Consider the following 15266-nt stretch of genomic DNA (forward strand, 5'->3'; position numbering starts at 1 on the left):
CAACAGCGCAAGCATCAAACTCCACAGTCATGCACACATCGCCAACATGACGTCATGAAGGGAACCCACCCCATGCCTTCCGCACGACAGGACAAGGACCGGCAGGACAAGGACCGGCAGAGCCAGGACACCGTCAAGGTCGACCTCGGAGGCCGTGAGGTCTCCGTCCCCAAGGGCGGTCTGTACGACCGGTACCGGATGGACCCCGACCTCGACGCGATCGCCCGCGACCCGCGCGTCAGCGGCGTGGACTTCTTCCGGCAGCTGCCGAAGACCAGGGTCGACTCCCCGATCGGCCCCACGCTGACCCCGAACTTCTACTACACGGTCTCCACCGCCCGGCTGACGATGCTCGCGCCGTCCCGCGCGATCCGCACCCGGCTGCCCGGGGAGCTGGCGCCGCTGGAGGTCGCCCCCGGCCTCGGGCTGGTCTCGGTGATGTTCTTCCGCTACGACGTGTGCGACATCGACTTCTACACGGAGGCCGCCGTCGGCATCGCCGTCAAACCGGCCCGGCACGGGAAGCTCGGCTTCTTCGACCTCGTCTCCGGCCTGAAGAACGAGCGCCTCGACTCCTATGTGCTGTCCCTGCCCGTGAGCACGGAGATCGCACAGGTACGCGGCCACGACGGCTACGGCTTCCCGAAGTGGGTCACCGGCCTCGACGTCGGCATCGACGGCAACCGGACGACCGCCCGGGTGGCCAACGACGCCGGAGGGGTCGACCTGTCGCTCTCGGCCGCCACGCCGAAGCAGACCGCGCACCCCAGCGGGGAGCGCGTCTCCTCCCTCGTCTCGTACACGTCGGTCAACGGCGCCTGGCACTCCACCCTCAGCCAGACCAACGTGCTCAACGCGGGTACGACGCGCGGCAAGGGCGGCGTCGACCTTCAGGTCGGCGAAGGCCGCATGGCGGACGACCTGCGCTCGCTCAGGCCGAAGCGGACCGTCCGTTTCGACGTGATGACCGAGGGTCAGCTCGCCCTGCACATGCCGGTCCCCACCTCGGTCCCGCGCCGGAGCATGTAAACGTCCCGGTTTCCTCTTCCTTGACGATCCCCTAAGATGTATACATCGTTCACATCAGGGAGGAGATGTGGACATTGCGAACATGGAGGAGCCCGGCCCATGCCCCCGACCAGCACGTACCACCACGGTGATCTGCGCGCCGCCTGCCTTCGTGCCGCGCGCGAGCTCCTGGAGGAGGACGGCAGCGCCGCCCTTTCGCTGCGCGCGGTCGCCCGGCGCGCCGGGGTGTCGGCGACGGCCCCCTACCGCCACTACGCCGACCGCGAGGCCCTGGTCTCCGCCGTGGCCGCCGAGGGGTACCGCGAGCTCGCCGGATATCTGGCGCAGGCCCATCCCGCCCCCTCGACGCCCGACGAACTCGCCGCCGTCGCCGTCGCGTACGTACGGTTCGCACTGGAGCACCCGGCGCTGTTCCGGGCGATGTTCGCGGAGCCCTGCGACCCCACCAGCGAGGAGCGGGTCGCCGCGACGGAGGCCATCTCGCAGTACGTCCGTACGATCGTCCGCGCCACCTTCCCCGACGTGGACGCGGACGCCCTGGCGACCACGGTCTGGGCCCTCGTCCACGGCCTCGCGTTCCTGCACCTCGACGGCAAACTGGACTCCTCCACCCCCGAGGCCGTCGCCACCCAGGTCAACTCCGCCGTCCACGCGCTGTTCGACGCCTCCCCCGCGATGTCCCGTACGGCAGCCGTCACCGCCGAGCCGACGGCCTAGCGCCCCGCCGGAGAGAGCCCGGTGCGGAGACGGGTGTGGCCTTCACCCGCCTCCCGCGCACCCTCCGCACGGGCGGGCCAGGCCCGGACGGCGAGGAGGGCGGAGGCGAGGCAGACGGCGGCGAGGGTGAGCACGGCGGCCGGAAGACCGAAGGCGGCGCCGAGCCATCCGCCCAGCGGATACGCGGCGAGCCAGCAGGCGTGGGACAGGGAGAACTGGGCGGCGAAGACCGCGGCCCGGTCGGCGGGGCCGGTGGTATGGCGGATGACGCGGCCCACGGGGGTGAGGACGGCCGAGCACGCCGCGCCGAAGGCCGCCCAGGTGGCCAGGAGTACGGGCCGGCGCCAGTCGCCCGTACCGGCGAGAGTGACGGCGACGGCGCCCGTGAACACGGCGGGCAGGGCCAGCGTGCCGGTGAGCATGACGGCCCGGTCGCCGGTCCGGTCCAGGACGGCCGGGAGGAGCAGCGCGAGGGCCATGGACCCGGCACCGTAGGCGCCGAGGGCGATGGGCACGTCGCCGACGGTGAGCCCGAGGTGGTCGCGGACGTACACGACGGTGTTGACGAGGACCAGGGCACCGGCGGTCGCGACGGCGAGGTTCATCAGGAGCAGGGACCGCAGTTGGGGCGTGGCCAGGAAGAGCCGCGTACCGGCGGTCGCCTTCGCCCGGGTGCACCCCCAGTCCCCGCCGCCGCTCCGGCGGCCCTTCGGCAGGGCGGCCGAGACGACGAGGGCGGCGGAGGCGGCGAACCCCGCGGAGGTGCCGACGAACAGCCAGTTGTAGCCGGTCACGGTCAGCAGCGCCGCCGCGAGCGCGGGGCTGAGCAGGCTCTCGGTGTCGTAGGCGAGGCGGGCGAGCGAGAGGGCGCGGGTGTAGTCGCGTTCGTCGGGCAGCACCTCGGGGATGACGGCCTGGAAGGTGGGGGTGAAGGCGGCGGAGGCCGCTTGCAGGACGAAGATCAGTGCGTAGACCTGCCAGACCTGGTCGACGAAGGGCAGCGCCAGGGCGACCCCGCCGCGCAGGACGTCGGAGCCGACCAGCAGGGTCCGGCGGGGCAACCGGTCCGCGACCGCCGTGACGATCGGGGCGAGCAGGACGTAGGCGACCATCTTGATCGCCAGCGCGGTCCCCAGGACGGACCCCGCGCGGTCCCCGGCGATGTCCCAGGCCAGCAGCCCGAGGGCCACCGTGGCCAGACCCGTTCCCACCAGGGCGACGACTTGCGCGAAGAACAGGTGCCGGTAGTCGCGGTGGCGCAGGACCGTGAGCATGCCTCACTCCCTCTCTCCCTCTGGCGACCTCTTCATGTGGCGACGACGGCCTCTTCGTGGGCGACGACGACCAATCTACCTTCATGTGCGCACGTGCGCACATGAAGGTAGGTAAAGAACTGTCGGTGCTCCGGGCTGGTCGTACGCTGGTGCCCATGGGCACCAGCGGCACTCACTCACCTGCAAGTTCTGCGCATCAGGACGCGACGGACGCGACGAGGCTGGCCGAGGCCGCGTCCGTCTTCGGGATGCTGTCCGACCCCACGCGGCTCCACTTGCTGTGGCTGCTGGCGAAGGGGGAGGCGGATGTGGGGTCGCTGGCCGAAAGCTGTGCCGCGTCGCGCACGGCGGTGAGCCAGCATCTGGCCAAACTGCGGATCGGCGGGCTGGTGGAGACCCGGCGGGCTGGGCGCCATGTGTTCTACCGGCTGGTCGACGGACATCTGCGCCGCCTCGTGGTCGAGGCGCTCAGCCACGCCGACCACCGGGTGACCGGGACGGCTCCCCACGACTGACGGGGAGCCCCACCGTCACGGCGAAGGCGCGACACTTCACGCAGGACATCCTTGAGTACGTCGAAGGACGCAGGCCGCGAAGCCCTCTTCCAGGGCCCACGAGGAGACAGGCATGAAGATGCTCATCAACGTCCCGGAGACCGTGGTCGCCGACGCCCTGCGGGGTATGGCCGCCGCCCATCCGGAGCTGACCGTCGATGTGGAGAACCGGGTCGTCGTACGGCGGGACGCGCCGGTGGCCGGGAAGGTGGGGCTCGTCTCGGGGGGCGGGTCGGGGCACGAGCCCCTGCACGCCGGGTTCGTCGGGCCCGGGATGCTGTCGGCCGCCTGTCCCGGGGAGGTGTTCACCTCGCCGGTGCCGGACCAGATGGTGCGGGCGGCAGCGGCGGTGGACAGCGGGGCGGGGGTCCTCTTCGTCGTCAAGAACTACACCGGTGACGTCCTGAACTTCGAGATGGCCGCCGAACTCGCCGAGGACGAGGGCATCCAGGTCGCCCAGGTCGTCGTGGACGACGACGTGGCGGTCAGCGACAGCACCTTCACGGCCGGGCGGCGCGGCACGGGCGCGACGCTCTTCGTCGAGAAGATCGCCGGGGCCGCCGCCGACGAGGGCGCGCCGCTGGACCGGGTCGTCTCGGTGGCCCGCCAGGTGAACGGGTCCTCACGCAGCTTCGGGGTGGCCCTCAGCGCGGTCACCACCCCGGCGAAGGGCAGCCCGACCTTCGATCTGCCCGCCGGGGAGCTGGAGTTGGGCATCGGCATCCACGGGGAGCCCGGGCGGGAGCGGCGGCCGATGATGACCTCGGGCGAGATCGCCGACTTCGCGGTGGACGCGGTGCTGGAGGACCTCCGGCCGACCGGCCCCGTGCTGGCGCTGGTCAACGGGATGGGGGCGACCCCGCTGCTGGAGCTGTACGGGTTCAGCGCCGAGGTCCACCGGGTGCTCGGCGAACGGGGCGTGCCGGTGGCTCGTACGCTCGTGGGGAACTACGTGACCTCGCTCGACATGGCAGGCTGCTCGGTGACGCTGTGCCAGATCGACGAGGAGCTGCTGCGGCTGTGGGACGCGCCCGTGGAGACGCCCGCGCTGCGCTGGGGCCGCTGAGCCCCGCACTCCCGGTGACGGAACCGCACGGACGACCGTACGCACCGGGCCGGACCGGCCCGGGGAACAGGAGATCATGTGCTCGACGCCGACTTCTTCCGCCGCTGGATGGCGGCGACCGCGACCGCCGTGGACCGTGAGGCGGACCATCTGACCGAGCTGGACTCGGCGATCGGGGACGCCGATCACGGCAGCAACCTCCAGCGGGGCTTCACGGCGGTGGCGGCCGTGGTGGAGAAGGACGCGCCCGCGACTCCGGGTGCGGTGCTGACCCTCGCGGGGCGGCAGCTGATCTCCACCGTCGGCGGGGCGTCGGGGCCGCTGTACGGGACCTTGCTGCGCCGTACGGGCAAGGCGCTCGGCGAGGCCGCCGAGGTGGACCGGGACCGGCTCGCCCGGGCGTTCGCCGAGGGGGTGGCCGCCGTGGGGCAGCTGGGCGGGGCGCAGGCCGGGGACAAGACGATGCTGGACGCGCTGCTGCCGGCCGCCGAGGCGCTGGGCTCGTCGTTCCGGGGCGCGGCGGACGCGGCCCGGGCGGGCGCCGGGGCGACGGTGCCGTTGCAGGCGCGCAAGGGGCGGGCCAGCTATCTCGGTGAGCGCAGCATCGGGCACCAGGACCCGGGGGCGACCTCGGCGGCCCTGTTGGTCGAGGCGCTGGCGGAGACCGCGGCGGACGGGGGCGTGGACGCATGAGCGACGAGCGGCAGGTGGGTGTCGTCCTGGTCTCGCACAGCGGTCCCGTCGCGGAGTCGGTCGCCGAACTGGCCCGGGGCCTCGCCGCCGGAGGCGTGACGGCCCCCGTCGCGGCGGCGGGCGGACTGCCGAACGGCGGGCTCGGCACCAGCGCCGAGCTGATCGGCCGGGCCGCCGCGTCGGTGGACCGGGGTGCCGGGGTCGCGGTCCTCGTCGACCTGGGGAGCGCGGTCCTCACGGTGAAGGCGATGCTGGCGGAGGGCGACGAACTGCCGGAGAACACCCGGCTGGTGGACGCCCCGTTCGTGGAGGGCGCGGTCGCCGCCGTGGTGACCGCCTCGTCCGGCGGGGACATCGGTGCGGTGGAGGCGGCGGCCTCGGAGGCGTACGGGTATCGCAAGACGTAGCCGTACGGCGGCGGGCGCGAAGGGGCGGGGCCGGGTCGGCTCCGCCCCTTCCTCTTCGGTCCGGCCCCTCCGTTGGCGTACCGCCCACCATGATTGCAGACTTGTCGATATGTCGGCAGCCAGACGCAGTGCGGGGCTTCTTCTCTTCCGGACCGCCGGTACGGACGGTGAGCGGGATGTCGAGGTGCTGATCGGGCACATGGGCGGGCCGTTCTGGGCCGGGCGGGAGGAGGCCGCCTGGTCGGTGCCGAAGGGGGAGTACGGCCCCGACGAGGAGCCGGAGGAGGCCGCGCGGCGGGAGTTCGAGGAGGAGCTCGGGCTGCCGGTGCCGGACGGGGTGTGGCTGCCGCTCGGCGAGGCACGTCAGCGCAGCGGCAAGACGGTGACCGTGTGGGCGGTGGAGGCGGAGCTGGATGTGGCGGCCGTGGTGCCGGGGACGTTCACGATGGAGTGGCCGCGCGGCTCCGGTGTGCGGCGGGAGTTCCCGGAGATGGACCGGTTCGCCTGGTGCACGCCGGAGGAGGCCGCCGAGCGGCTGATCACCGGTCAGCGGGTCTTCGTGGAGCGGCTGCGCGACCGGGTGCGCGGGGAGGCCGCCGCCCCGGACGCGTAGACCGGGGCGGCGGACGACCGCCTCAGTGGCTCCGGCTCACGTACCTCAGGTGCGCGGGGAAGCCGGTGCCCCGGAGGCGCGGGCCGGTTCCGGGCGGGAGACCGGGCGGCCGTTCCGCAACTCCAGTACGTCCCCGGTGAAGCGGGCCCGGAAGCTGCGGTCGTGCGTCACGACGACGACGGCTCCCGGGTACCGCGCGAGGGCCTCCTCCACCTCTTCGACCAGGGTCAGGGCGATGTGGTTCGTCGGCTCGTCCAGCACCAGCAGATCGGCCGGCCGCGTCACCAGCCGGGCCAGGGCCAGCCTGCGCTGCTGGCCGATGGAGAGGGCCGCGACGGGCACACCGAGGTCCTCGGGGCGGAACAGGCCCAGCGCCAGCAGCTCGTCCGCGTACTCGTCCGGGAAGCCGGGGCGGCCCGCCGCGAAGGTGGCGAGCAGGGTGCGCCGGGTCGGCCGGACGGGCAGCTCCTGCGGGAGGTAGCCGACCCGGGCGCGGCGGGCGACCGTCCCGGTGTCGGGGGCCAGGTCCCCGGCGAGGACCCGCAGCAGGGTGGTCTTCCCGGCCCCGTTCTCCCCGGTGACCAGGAGGCGGGCTCCGGGCTCCACGCGCAGGGCGGGGAGGTGGAGCCGCTCCCCCACGGAGATGTCCGCCAGCTCCATCAGGGGGCCGGAGCCGGTCTCCCCCGCGAGGGCCGGGCGGCCGGTGAAGGCGAGCGGCTCGGGCGGGGCGGGTACGGGGGTGCGGCGCAGCGCCTCCAGCCGGGTGCGGGCCGCCCTGACCCGGCCGGAGAGCTTGGCCTCGTGGGAGCGGCGGTGCTTGCCGAACCCCTGCTTCGGGTCCTTGCCGGTGGCCGCGAGGCGCTGTCCTGCGGCGTCCACCAGCTCCGCCGTACGGGCCAGTTCGTCCAGGTACTCCTGGTGGTCCTGGGCCCAGCGGCGGCGGGCCGCCGCCTTGGCCGTACGGTAGCCGTCCCAGCCGTCCCCGTACCGGGTGACCGTGCGCAGATCGCGGTCCACCTCCAGGATCACGGAGGTGACCCGCTCCAGGAACGCCCGGTCGTGGGTGATGGCGACGACGGTGCCCCGGTGGGCGCGCAGGTGGTCCTCCAGCCAGGTCACCGCCCGTACGTCGAGGTGGTTGGTCGGCTCGTCCAGCAGGAGCAGTTCGGGGGCGGCGGCCAGCACGCAGGCCAGGGCCAGCCGGGACTGCTCGCCGCCGGAGAGGGTGGCGAGCGCGCGGTCGCGGGTGAGGTGGGCGAGGCCGAGGCCGTGGAGGGCGGCTTCGGTGCGGGCGTCGGCGCGGTAGCCGTCGCGCTCCTCGTAGGCGGTGAGGAGGTCTCCGTACGCGGCGAGTTCCGCCTCCGTCGGGTCGCCCGCCGACAGCCTCTTCTCCGCCTCCCGGACGGCCCGCTCCAGAGCGCGTAGTTCGGCGAGTGCGGCGTCGACGACGTCCTGCACGGTGTCGGCCGGACCGAGGGCGAGGGTCTGGGCGAGATAGCCGGTGGAGCCGGGGAAGCGGACGGTGATCTCCCCGCTGTCCGGCTGCTCGGCCCCGGCCAGCAGACGGAGCAGGGTGGATTTGCCGGAGCCGTTCTCGCCGATGACGGCGGCCTTCTCGCCGGGGCGGACGGTGAGCGTCACCTGGTCGAGTACGGAGCGGTCCCCGTACGCCTTGGAGACGTCCTTCATGGTCAGTTGGGCGCGGTCGCGCTGGGGGTGCATGGGTGCCTTTCCCCTGATTCCTGGGTGCCCGGCCCGCGACGGCGCGTGCGGGGACGCGCGGGGGCGGGGCGTGACGTGGGTGTCCGGACGGCGGAGGGACAGCGGCGCACCGGGGCCGGGGCGACGAGCGGGGCCGCCCGGTGAGGTCACGGGCGGTGCGATGCTCGGCGGCGGCCGGCCGGTGGGGGCCTGCCGGTGACGTCAGGCGTCGGGCGGCGGCTGTCCGGGCCGGGGAATCAGCGGAAGTAGTAGTACGAACGCATGGCATCGAGTGTAACGGGGTGGGGGAAGCGGGGCCGGGGATTTTTCCTTCCCCGGCCCCGCTTCCGGGCCTACGGCGGTCGGCTCAGCCGTTCGGCAGGATGACCGCGCGGCCATTGATCCGGCCGTCGTGCAGCCGCTCGTAGGCGCGGGGGGCCTCGTCGATGGAGTACGTCTCCACATGGACGTCCACGGCGCCCGCGTGGGCCAGGTCCAGCACCTCCGCGAGCTCCTTGCGCGAGCCCCAGTAGGGGGCGCTGACGTTGGTGCCGTACGGAAGCGTCCCGAAGCCGACCGGGAGGGCGCCGCCGCCGATACCGACGATCGTGACGTCGCCGTCGACCCGGGCGGCGGCCCCGGCCGTCCGCACGGTGGGCGGGGCGCCGACGAAGTCCAGGACGACGTGGGCGCCGAGTCCGCCGGTCAGCTCCAGGACGCGGTCCGCCGCCTTCTCGTCGGAGAGGACGGCCTCGTGCGCGCCGACGGCCCTGGCCAGGCCGAGCTTCTCCTCGGTGACGTCCAGGGCGATCACCCGCGTGGCCGTCATGGCGCGCAGCAGCTGGATCGCGACATGGCCGAGGCCCCCGGTCCCGATGACGACGGTCGTCGAACCGGGTACGAGCTTCGCCAGCGAGCGCTTGATCGCGTGGTACGGGGTGAGTCCGGCGTCCGTGAGCGACACCGTCTTCACCGGGTCCAGGCCGCCGATCGGCACGAGGTGGCGGGGGTCGTCGACGATCATGTACTCGGCCATGGCACCGGGGGCGCCGAGTCCGGGCGGCATGATGCCGAGCTCCCGGGCGCGCAGGCAGTAGTTCTCCTTGCCCTCGGCGCAGTTGACGCAGATGCCGCAGCCCCAGGGCCCGTACACCGCGACGGAGTCGCCTTCGGAGAGGCCCTCCACGCCGTCCCCGAGGGCGGCGACCGTGCCGACGCCCTCATGGCCCAGGGTGAGGGGCAGCGGGAAGGGGATCTGGTCGGCGGGCCAGCTCATCACCGCGATGTCGGAGTGGCAGACACCGGCGGCGGTGACCTTCAGCAGGACCTGGCCGGGGCCGGGCTCGGGGTCCGGGACGGTGACGACCTCGGGGGCGGCGCCGACGGCTCGGTACTGGACGGCTTTCATGGGTCTCCTCGCTTCTCTCGTCCTTCTTCTGGTTCGGCTTCGTCGCCCCCGCCCCGTCCCGCGCGCCCCGCATGTCCTTTGTCGCCCCCGGCTCCCCCGTCCGCCACCCGGGGCGCCGTCACGGGGCGGAGTAGCCGCCGTCCACCAGGTGGTAGCTGCCGTGGATGAACGAGGCCCTCTCGGAGAGGAGGAAGACGGTGAGTTCGGCGACCTCCTCGGCGGTACCGAGGCGTCCGGCCGGGTGCAGGGAGATCAGGTGCGCGCGGGCCTGCGGGTCGGCGTTCCGCAGGAGCGGGGTGTCGATGAAGCCGGGGCCGACCGCGTTGATCCGGACGTTCTGTGCCGCGTACTCGAGGGCCGCGCTCTTGGTGAGGCCGACGACACCGTGCTTGGCGGCGACATAGGCGGGCGAGCCCGCGAAGCCGTTGGTGCCGAGGATCGAGGACATGTTGACGATCGCGCCGCCGCCCGACGCGACGATGGCGGGCAGCTCGTGCCGCATCGAGTAGAAGACGCCACTGAGGTTGGTGGCGACGACCCGGTCCCAGTCCTCGACGGCGTACGCGCCGGTCGGGGAGGCGGGTCCGGCGATTCCGGCGTTGTTCACGGCCAGGTGGAGGGCGCCGAAGGTGTCCACGGCGAACCGCACCCCGGCTTCGACGGAGGCCGGATCGGTGACGTCCATGCGTACGGCTGCCGCCCGCGCTCCGGTGCTCTCCAGCTGGGCGGCGGCCTTGCGGGCGCTCTCCTCGTCGTGGTCCGCGACGACGACAACCGCGCCCGCCGTGGCGAGGAGCCGGGCCACGGCGAGGCCGATACCGGAGGCGCCGCCGGTGACGAGCGCGGTACGGCCGGCGAACTCGGCCGAAGGGGTGGCGGGGGCGGGGGTGGTGCTCATGAGGTTGCCTCTTCTGCTTCTGGTGTGTCGTGTGTGGTGTCCCGTGCCGTGAGCAGGTCCGCCGACAGCGCGTCGAACGCCTCGGTGACCAGCGCGGGCAGAGCCTCCGGACGGCCGCCGCGCACCCAGGCGGCCTGGGCCGCGAGGAGCGCGCCCGCGCCCGCCGCCACCGTCACGGCGGGGCGGATGTCGTGGCGCGGGTCGACGCCGAGCCGGTCCGCGACGATGCCGATCGAGTCCTCCTGGGCGTCCACCCGGATGTGGTGGAAGGCCGCGTAGAGCGTCGGCTCCTCCTCGGCGACGACCAGGAGGTCGAAGATCCGCGGGCGGCGGTGCCAGGGCTCCGCACCGGGGTCGGCGAGCCAGGCGAGGACGGCACGGCGGTAGGCGAGGAGCGGGGGCTCCCCGGCCGGGCGGGACCGCAGGGCCGCGTTGATCCGGTCGCCGTCGCCGCGCAGGGAGTCGAGGGCGGCGGCCTCCTTGCTCGCGAAGTACCGGCTGAACGTACGGCGGTCGACATCGGCGGCCTCCGCGATCTCCTCGACCGTGACGTTCCGCAGCCCCCGGTCGAGCACCAGCTCGAACGCGGCCCGCGCCAGGGTGTCGCGCGTACGGCGGGCCTTACGGCTGCGCCGCTCCGGGACCTTCTCTTCCGGGCTCATACATGCACCGTACACCCGAAAATGTCCCCACGCGACATTCGTCTCATGGGGACATCGGGAGTCAGGGGAACAGGGGACAGCGGACGCCAGGGGGCCAGGGGGGCACTCAGTCGCTCAGGGCTCCCGCTCCCGCGACCGGACGGGCGTCCTCGGCGGCCGACGCGGGCCGTGGGCTGCCGTCGCCCGGTGCCCGGCGCAGGGCGAGCGCCGCCACGTCGTCGCGCCTGATCCCTCCGGTGAACTTCTCCAGGTCGACGCGGAGCGCGTCCAGCAGCTCGCGCGGGCCCTGCCCGGCCCAGCCCACCAGCCGCTCGTCCAGCGGGTAGAAGGCACGGGCGGCGTCGCGGGCCTCGGTCACACCGTCGGTGACGACGAGGAGGGTGGCACCGGGCGGGAAGGCGAACGACTCCGCCGTACGGGTCTCACGGCTGAGCCCGGCGAGGCCGAGGGGTACGTAGGTCCGCTCCATCGGGACGGCCGAGGCCCGGCCGTCGTGCAGCAGCCGGGGCGGCAGATGGCCGCAGTTCACCGCCTGGACGCCGTCCTCCCCGCTCTCGCCGAACCCGAGGACCAGCGCGGTCACGAAGCGTTCGGCCTCACCGGTCTGGGCGGAGAACACGTTGTGCCGGACGACGGCGTCCTCCAGGGCCTCCACCACCCCGGTGAGCGTCGGCTCGCGGACCGCCGCCTCCCGGAACGCGGCGATCGCGGCGAACCCGGCTCCTATGGCGGCGAGCCCCTTGCCCTGGACGTCCCCGATGATCACGCGGGTGCCGTACGGGGACTCGACGACCTCGTAGATGTCGCCGCCGACGAAGCGGTCCTCCTCGATCGGCTCGTAGAGCCCGTACGCGAAGACCTGGTCCGTGACGACGGGCAGGGGGCGCAGGATCTGGCGCTGGAGGGCGACGGCGGCGGAGCGGAGCCGGGCCATCTCGGTGGCGTGCCGTATCCGGGCCGCGCAGGCGGCGACACCGAGGGCGCAGGCGAGCACGGTGAACCCGATGCCGAAGACGAAGTCCCAGAAGGTGCCGTCACCGCCGAGTCCGGACGCGACGACGACCACCGTGATCCACACGGCCACCCAGACGGTCTGCCGGAGGGTGCAGAAGACGGAGGCGAGGGCCGGGACGACCACGAGCAGCGGGACGACCCGCAGGTCCTCACCGGTGATCAGGTCGAGGAAGACGATCAGCGCGCTCAGCAGGGCCAGCCCGCCGGCCAGCGCCCAGCTCCCGATCCGGCCCGTGGACACCGCGGCGCCCGTGCCCGTACCGGGCAGGACCGTCTCCCGCTCCCGTACCGTACGCCGTTTCCCCAGGGCCACCGGCCTCTCCTCCCGTTCGTTCCTCGGTGCCGCCCGCAGTTCGACCGGTCCCTTCCAGTTGACCGGGGTCCGGCCCCCGCCGCAGGGGGGCATAGGGCCCGGAGGGGGTGCCGAAGGTCCCGGGCGGGACGTTCGGCCCGGGACCTCCGGCCCTCGGCTCGGAGGGCCGAAGGTCCCGGCGGCCTGCCCCGCCCCGGCGCGGACGGGCCCGGACCCGGCCGCCGGTCAACGCGGCGCCGCCCCGGCGGGCGGGAGCTCCGCCGGGGCCAGGGCGGAGATGAACTCCGTACGGCGGCGGAGCCGGAAGCCCAGCGATTCGTAGAGCCGGATGGCCGTCGTGTTGCCGGCCGAGGTGTGCAGGAACGGGGTCTCACCGCGCTCGCGGATGCCGTACGCCACCGCCAGGACCAGGCGGCTCGCCAGCCCCTGCCCCCGTACGGATGCGTCGGTGCAGACTCCGCTGATCTCGGTCCACCCCGGCGGGTGCAGCCGCTCCCCCGCCATCGCGACGAGGGCCCCGTTCCGGCGGATGCCGAGGTAGGTGCCGAGCTCGACGGTGCGCGGCAGGAAGGGGCCGGGGCGGGTGCGCGCCACCAGGTCCAGCATCTCCGGCACGTCCGCCGGGCCGAGCCGTACCGCGTCCGGGGCGGGCGCGGGGACCACCGATACGTCGACGAGCTGGACGCCGTCGATCCGGTGGACGATCTCCCAGCCCGGCGGCGGCCCCTCCCGGAGCGGGGGCAGACCGACTTCTCCGCCCGGCCCCGCGAGGGCCGCGAGATCGGCCCAGTCCCGCGCGTCCGGAACGTCGGGGAGATCGAGCCAGGGGCTGACGTCGACGGGGTAGCGCAGAATCCGCCCCCGGCGCTCGGCGAAGTGGGCGTGCGGCCCCGTGAGCGAGGACCGGGCGGGGTTGTCGAGCGGGTGGGGGTCGCCGGGGGTGGTGATGGTCGGGGCAGTGGTCCGGGCGATGGCTGACTGGGGCGCTGTGCCGGTGGCCGGGGCGACGGTCCGGGCAGCGGTCGAGCCGGTGGCCGGGCTGTTGGCCGAGCGGGGCGCCGCGCCGGTGACCGGAGCGGGGGTCGAGCCAATGGCCGACTGCGGCGCCGAGTCGGCGTCCGGGACCGTGATCGGCCGAGGCGCCGTGGTGCCGGATTCCGTGGTGCCCGGTTCCGTGGCGTGCACGGCGGAGGCGCCCGTCGCCGTGGCCGGTCGCCGTGTCACAGCGTCACCTCCCCGATCGGATCGGGCCGTTCCGTGGCACGGAGTGCCGCCCCTCCGCGGCCGTCCTCGAACGCGTACGTCTCGCGCATGTTCTCCCTCGTTCCGGTCCGTCGCGCGGTTGCTCCCGGCGGGCACCCCGGTGCCCTGGCGCCGCGCGTCCGCCAGCGGCGAAAAGCCGATGGGAGCAGGGCGTATTCCGCGGCGGGGAACTGTTCACGATGCCGCAATCAACCGGGCGCCACCGGGGGTCCGGCCGGCTCCGGGGCTCCGGACGGAGAGGTTCCGGCGCGCGGCGGACCCGGCGCACGCCCGCGTGGAAGGGTGTTCGACTTCCGTCTTCCATAGGCCAATACGCGCCGGTCCGGTCCCAACGGCGGTCCGGCTGTGGCACTCTGGTGGCGACCGCCCCACCGGGCTCCCCCGTACCGGTGGGGCGGTTCTGTGCGCCGTGTGTCCCGTGCGCCTCCCGGGGCCCCTGTTGCCCCGTGACACTCCTTCAGGGGTGAACTCCCCCTTCGTTCCGGCCCGATCGCCGCACCCGGCCAGATCGCATCCGTCCGGCACGCATGAGGGCCCCGCACCCGGGCAGGCGAGTAAACCTCATGGCCTACGACCTGGGGAACGTGACGAGATGACGGCACACACTGCGCAGACCACCGGTACGGAGCGGACGACGGGCACCACGGAGGATCTCCCGTGGATCGAGGACGCCGGGAAGATAGCCCCGATGGACGCCCGGCGGCTGTCGCGGCTCTTCTTCGACCGCCTCCAGGTCCTGGAGGAGGGCACGCACGAGTACCAGTACGCGCGCAACACCCTGATCGAGATGAACCTGTCGCTGGTCCGGTTCGCCGCGAACCGCTTCCGCAACCGGGGCAGCGGCGACATGGAGGACATCGTCCAGGTCGGCACGATCGGGCTGATCAAGGCGATCGACCGCTTCGACCTCTCCCGCGAGGTCGAGTTCACCTCTTTCGCGGTCCCGTACATCGTCGGGGAGATCAAGCGGTTCTTCCGGGACACCAGCTGGGCCGTGCACGTGCCCCGGCGCCTCCAGGAGCTGCGGGTCGACCTCGCGAAGGCGAAGGAGACCCTGGCGGGCGAACTCGACCGGGACCCGACGGTGCGGGAACTCGCCGAGCACCTGGGGATGGACGAGTCGGAGATCACCGAGGGGATCGTCGCCTCCAACGGCTACACGGCGGGCTCCCTCGACATGCCGACCGACTCCTCGGAGTCCGGCCCCCAGAACACCGGGGGCCGGACCTTCGCCGATGTCCTGGGCGAACCGGACTCCGCGATGGAGACCGTGGAGAACCTGCACGCCCTCGCACCGCTGCTGGGCGAACTGGACGAGCGGGAACGCCGGATCATCGACATGCGGTTCGGCCAGGAGCTGACACAGGCCCAGATCGGTGCGGAGCTCGGGATCTCCCAGATGCACGTCTCCCGGCTGCTGAGCCGGATGCTGGGCAAGCTGCGCAACGGGATGCTCACCCAGGAGTGACGCCCCACCGTGACACGGTGACGCACGAAGGCCGGTCCGGGCACCCACGCCCCGGACCGGCCTTTGCGTTGCCGCCGTATTGCAGGTTCGTGGCCAGGCGGGCGACACGCTTCCGGGCCGGTCCGGCACGTTCTACGGTCCGTAATCAGCCCGTCGCCACTCCCGGGCTTCCGCCGACCGGCGGAC

15 protein-coding genes are annotated in these 15266 nt (G+C 73.4%); 8 read left to right on the forward strand and 7 right to left on the reverse strand.

Features of this window, described 5'->3' with window-relative positions:
- Positions 1–72: 72 nt before the first annotated feature.
- Positions 73–1029, forward strand: coding sequence for an acetoacetate decarboxylase (locus B7C62_01190; GenBank protein ARF71024.1), 957 nt, complete (start codon positions 73–75; stop codon positions 1027–1029).
- Between the two features lie 99 nt (positions 1030–1128).
- Positions 1129–1746: a TetR family transcriptional regulator gene (locus tag B7C62_01195; protein ARF71025.1), complete on the forward strand. Its 618-nt coding sequence runs from the start codon at positions 1129–1131 to the stop codon at positions 1744–1746.
- On the opposite strand, the gene B7C62_01200 is transcribed toward B7C62_01195, so the two are convergent.
- Positions 1743–3020 (reverse strand): MFS transporter, encoded by a 1278-nt coding sequence (locus B7C62_01200; GenBank protein ARF71026.1) that lies wholly within the window; start codon positions 3018–3020, stop codon positions 1743–1745. The two genes, B7C62_01195 and B7C62_01200, sit on opposite strands and share 4 nt — an antisense overlap.
- A gap of 155 nt (positions 3021–3175) precedes the next feature.
- On the opposite strand from B7C62_01200, the gene B7C62_01205 reads away from it, so the two are divergent.
- The 5 genes from B7C62_01205 (at position 3176) to B7C62_01225 (ending at position 6353) form a co-directional block, all read left to right on the forward strand.
- Positions 3176–3535 carry a transcriptional regulator gene (locus B7C62_01205; protein ARF76920.1) on the forward strand — a complete coding sequence of 120 codons (360 nt, stop codon included), beginning with the start codon at positions 3176–3178 and terminating at the stop codon, positions 3533–3535.
- A 112-nt stretch (positions 3536–3647) separates the two neighbouring features.
- Positions 3648–4640, forward strand: a complete 993-nt coding sequence (locus tag B7C62_01210) for a dihydroxyacetone kinase subunit DhaK (protein ARF71027.1) — start codon at positions 3648–3650, stop codon at positions 4638–4640.
- 78 nt (positions 4641–4718) lie between these two features.
- Positions 4719–5333, forward strand: a complete 615-nt coding sequence (locus tag B7C62_01215) for a dihydroxyacetone kinase subunit L (protein ID ARF71028.1) — start codon at positions 4719–4721, stop codon at positions 5331–5333.
- A complete protein-coding gene (locus B7C62_01220; GenBank protein ARF71029.1) occupies positions 5330–5740 on the forward strand; it encodes a PTS fructose transporter subunit IIA in 411 nt (136 codons plus the stop codon). Before B7C62_01215 ends, B7C62_01220 begins: the two co-directional genes overlap by 4 nt.
- A gap of 109 nt (positions 5741–5849) precedes the next feature.
- Positions 5850–6353: a DNA mismatch repair protein MutT gene (locus B7C62_01225; protein ARF71030.1), complete on the forward strand. Its 504-nt coding sequence runs from the start codon at positions 5850–5852 to the stop codon at positions 6351–6353.
- A 45-nt stretch (positions 6354–6398) separates the two neighbouring features.
- On the opposite strand, the gene B7C62_01230 is transcribed toward B7C62_01225, so the two are convergent.
- The 6 genes from B7C62_01230 to B7C62_01255 all read right to left on the reverse strand — a co-directional run bounded on the left by B7C62_01230 (position 6399) and on the right by B7C62_01255 (position 13321).
- Positions 6399–8075 (reverse strand): ABC transporter ATP-binding protein, encoded by a 1677-nt coding sequence (locus B7C62_01230; protein ID ARF71031.1) that lies wholly within the window; start codon positions 8073–8075, stop codon positions 6399–6401.
- 346 nt (positions 8076–8421) lie between these two features.
- A complete protein-coding gene (locus tag B7C62_01235; GenBank protein ID ARF71032.1) occupies positions 8422–9462 on the reverse strand; it encodes an alcohol dehydrogenase in 1041 nt (346 codons plus the stop codon).
- A gap of 118 nt (positions 9463–9580) precedes the next feature.
- Complete coding sequence (locus B7C62_01240) at positions 9581–10360, reverse strand: short-chain dehydrogenase (GenBank protein ARF71033.1); 780 nt, start codon at positions 10358–10360, stop codon at positions 9581–9583.
- Complete coding sequence (locus B7C62_01245; GenBank protein ID ARF71034.1) at positions 10357–11022, reverse strand: TetR family transcriptional regulator; 666 nt, start codon at positions 11020–11022, stop codon at positions 10357–10359. Before B7C62_01245 ends, B7C62_01240 begins: the two co-directional genes overlap by 4 nt.
- A gap of 106 nt (positions 11023–11128) precedes the next feature.
- Positions 11129–12349 carry a serine/threonine protein phosphatase gene (locus B7C62_01250; GenBank protein ID ARF76921.1) on the reverse strand — a complete coding sequence of 407 codons (1221 nt, stop codon included), beginning with the start codon at positions 12347–12349 and terminating at the stop codon, positions 11129–11131.
- A gap of 225 nt (positions 12350–12574) precedes the next feature.
- Entirely contained in the window at positions 12575–13321 is a 747-nt protein-coding gene (locus tag B7C62_01255; GenBank protein ID ARF76922.1) for a GNAT family N-acetyltransferase, read from the reverse strand.
- An 883-nt stretch (positions 13322–14204) separates the two neighbouring features.
- On the opposite strand from B7C62_01255, the gene B7C62_01260 reads away from it, so the two are divergent.
- On the forward strand, positions 14205–15080 hold the full coding sequence (locus B7C62_01260) for a B/F/G family RNA polymerase sigma-70 factor (protein ID ARF71035.1): 876 nt from the start codon (positions 14205–14207) through the stop codon (positions 15078–15080).
- Positions 15081–15266 lie beyond the last annotated feature (186 nt).

Origin of the sequence: Kitasatospora albolonga, assembly GCA_002082585.1 — a bacterium.
Taxonomy (GTDB): Bacteria; Actinomycetota; Actinomycetes; order Streptomycetales; family Streptomycetaceae; genus Streptomyces; species Streptomyces stephensoniae.

Coding starts and splice junctions, on each gene's coding strand:
- B7C62_01190 (ARF71024.1), top strand. CDS start 73: ATGCCTTCCGCACGACAGGACAAGGACCGGCAGGACAAGGACCGGCAG.
- B7C62_01195 (ARF71025.1), top strand. CDS start 1,129: ATGCCCCCGACCAGCACGTACCACCACGGTGATCTGCGCGCCGCCTGC.
- B7C62_01200 (ARF71026.1), bottom strand. CDS start 3,020: ATGCTCACGGTCCTGCGCCACCGCGACTACCGGCACCTGTTCTTCGCG.
- B7C62_01205 (ARF76920.1), top strand. CDS start 3,176: ATGGGCACCAGCGGCACTCACTCACCTGCAAGTTCTGCGCATCAGGAC.
- B7C62_01210 (ARF71027.1), top strand. CDS start 3,648: ATGAAGATGCTCATCAACGTCCCGGAGACCGTGGTCGCCGACGCCCTG.
- B7C62_01220 (ARF71029.1), top strand. CDS start 5,330: ATGAGCGACGAGCGGCAGGTGGGTGTCGTCCTGGTCTCGCACAGCGGT.
- B7C62_01225 (ARF71030.1), top strand. CDS start 5,850: ATGTCGGCAGCCAGACGCAGTGCGGGGCTTCTTCTCTTCCGGACCGCC.
- B7C62_01230 (ARF71031.1), bottom strand. CDS start 8,075: ATGCACCCCCAGCGCGACCGCGCCCAACTGACCATGAAGGACGTCTCC.
- B7C62_01235 (ARF71032.1), bottom strand. CDS start 9,462: ATGAAAGCCGTCCAGTACCGAGCCGTCGGCGCCGCCCCCGAGGTCGTC.
- B7C62_01240 (ARF71033.1), bottom strand. CDS start 10,360: ATGAGCACCACCCCCGCCCCCGCCACCCCTTCGGCCGAGTTCGCCGGC.
- B7C62_01245 (ARF71034.1), bottom strand. CDS start 11,022: ATGAGCCCGGAAGAGAAGGTCCCGGAGCGGCGCAGCCGTAAGGCCCGC.
- B7C62_01260 (ARF71035.1), top strand. CDS start 14,205: ATGACGGCACACACTGCGCAGACCACCGGTACGGAGCGGACGACGGGC.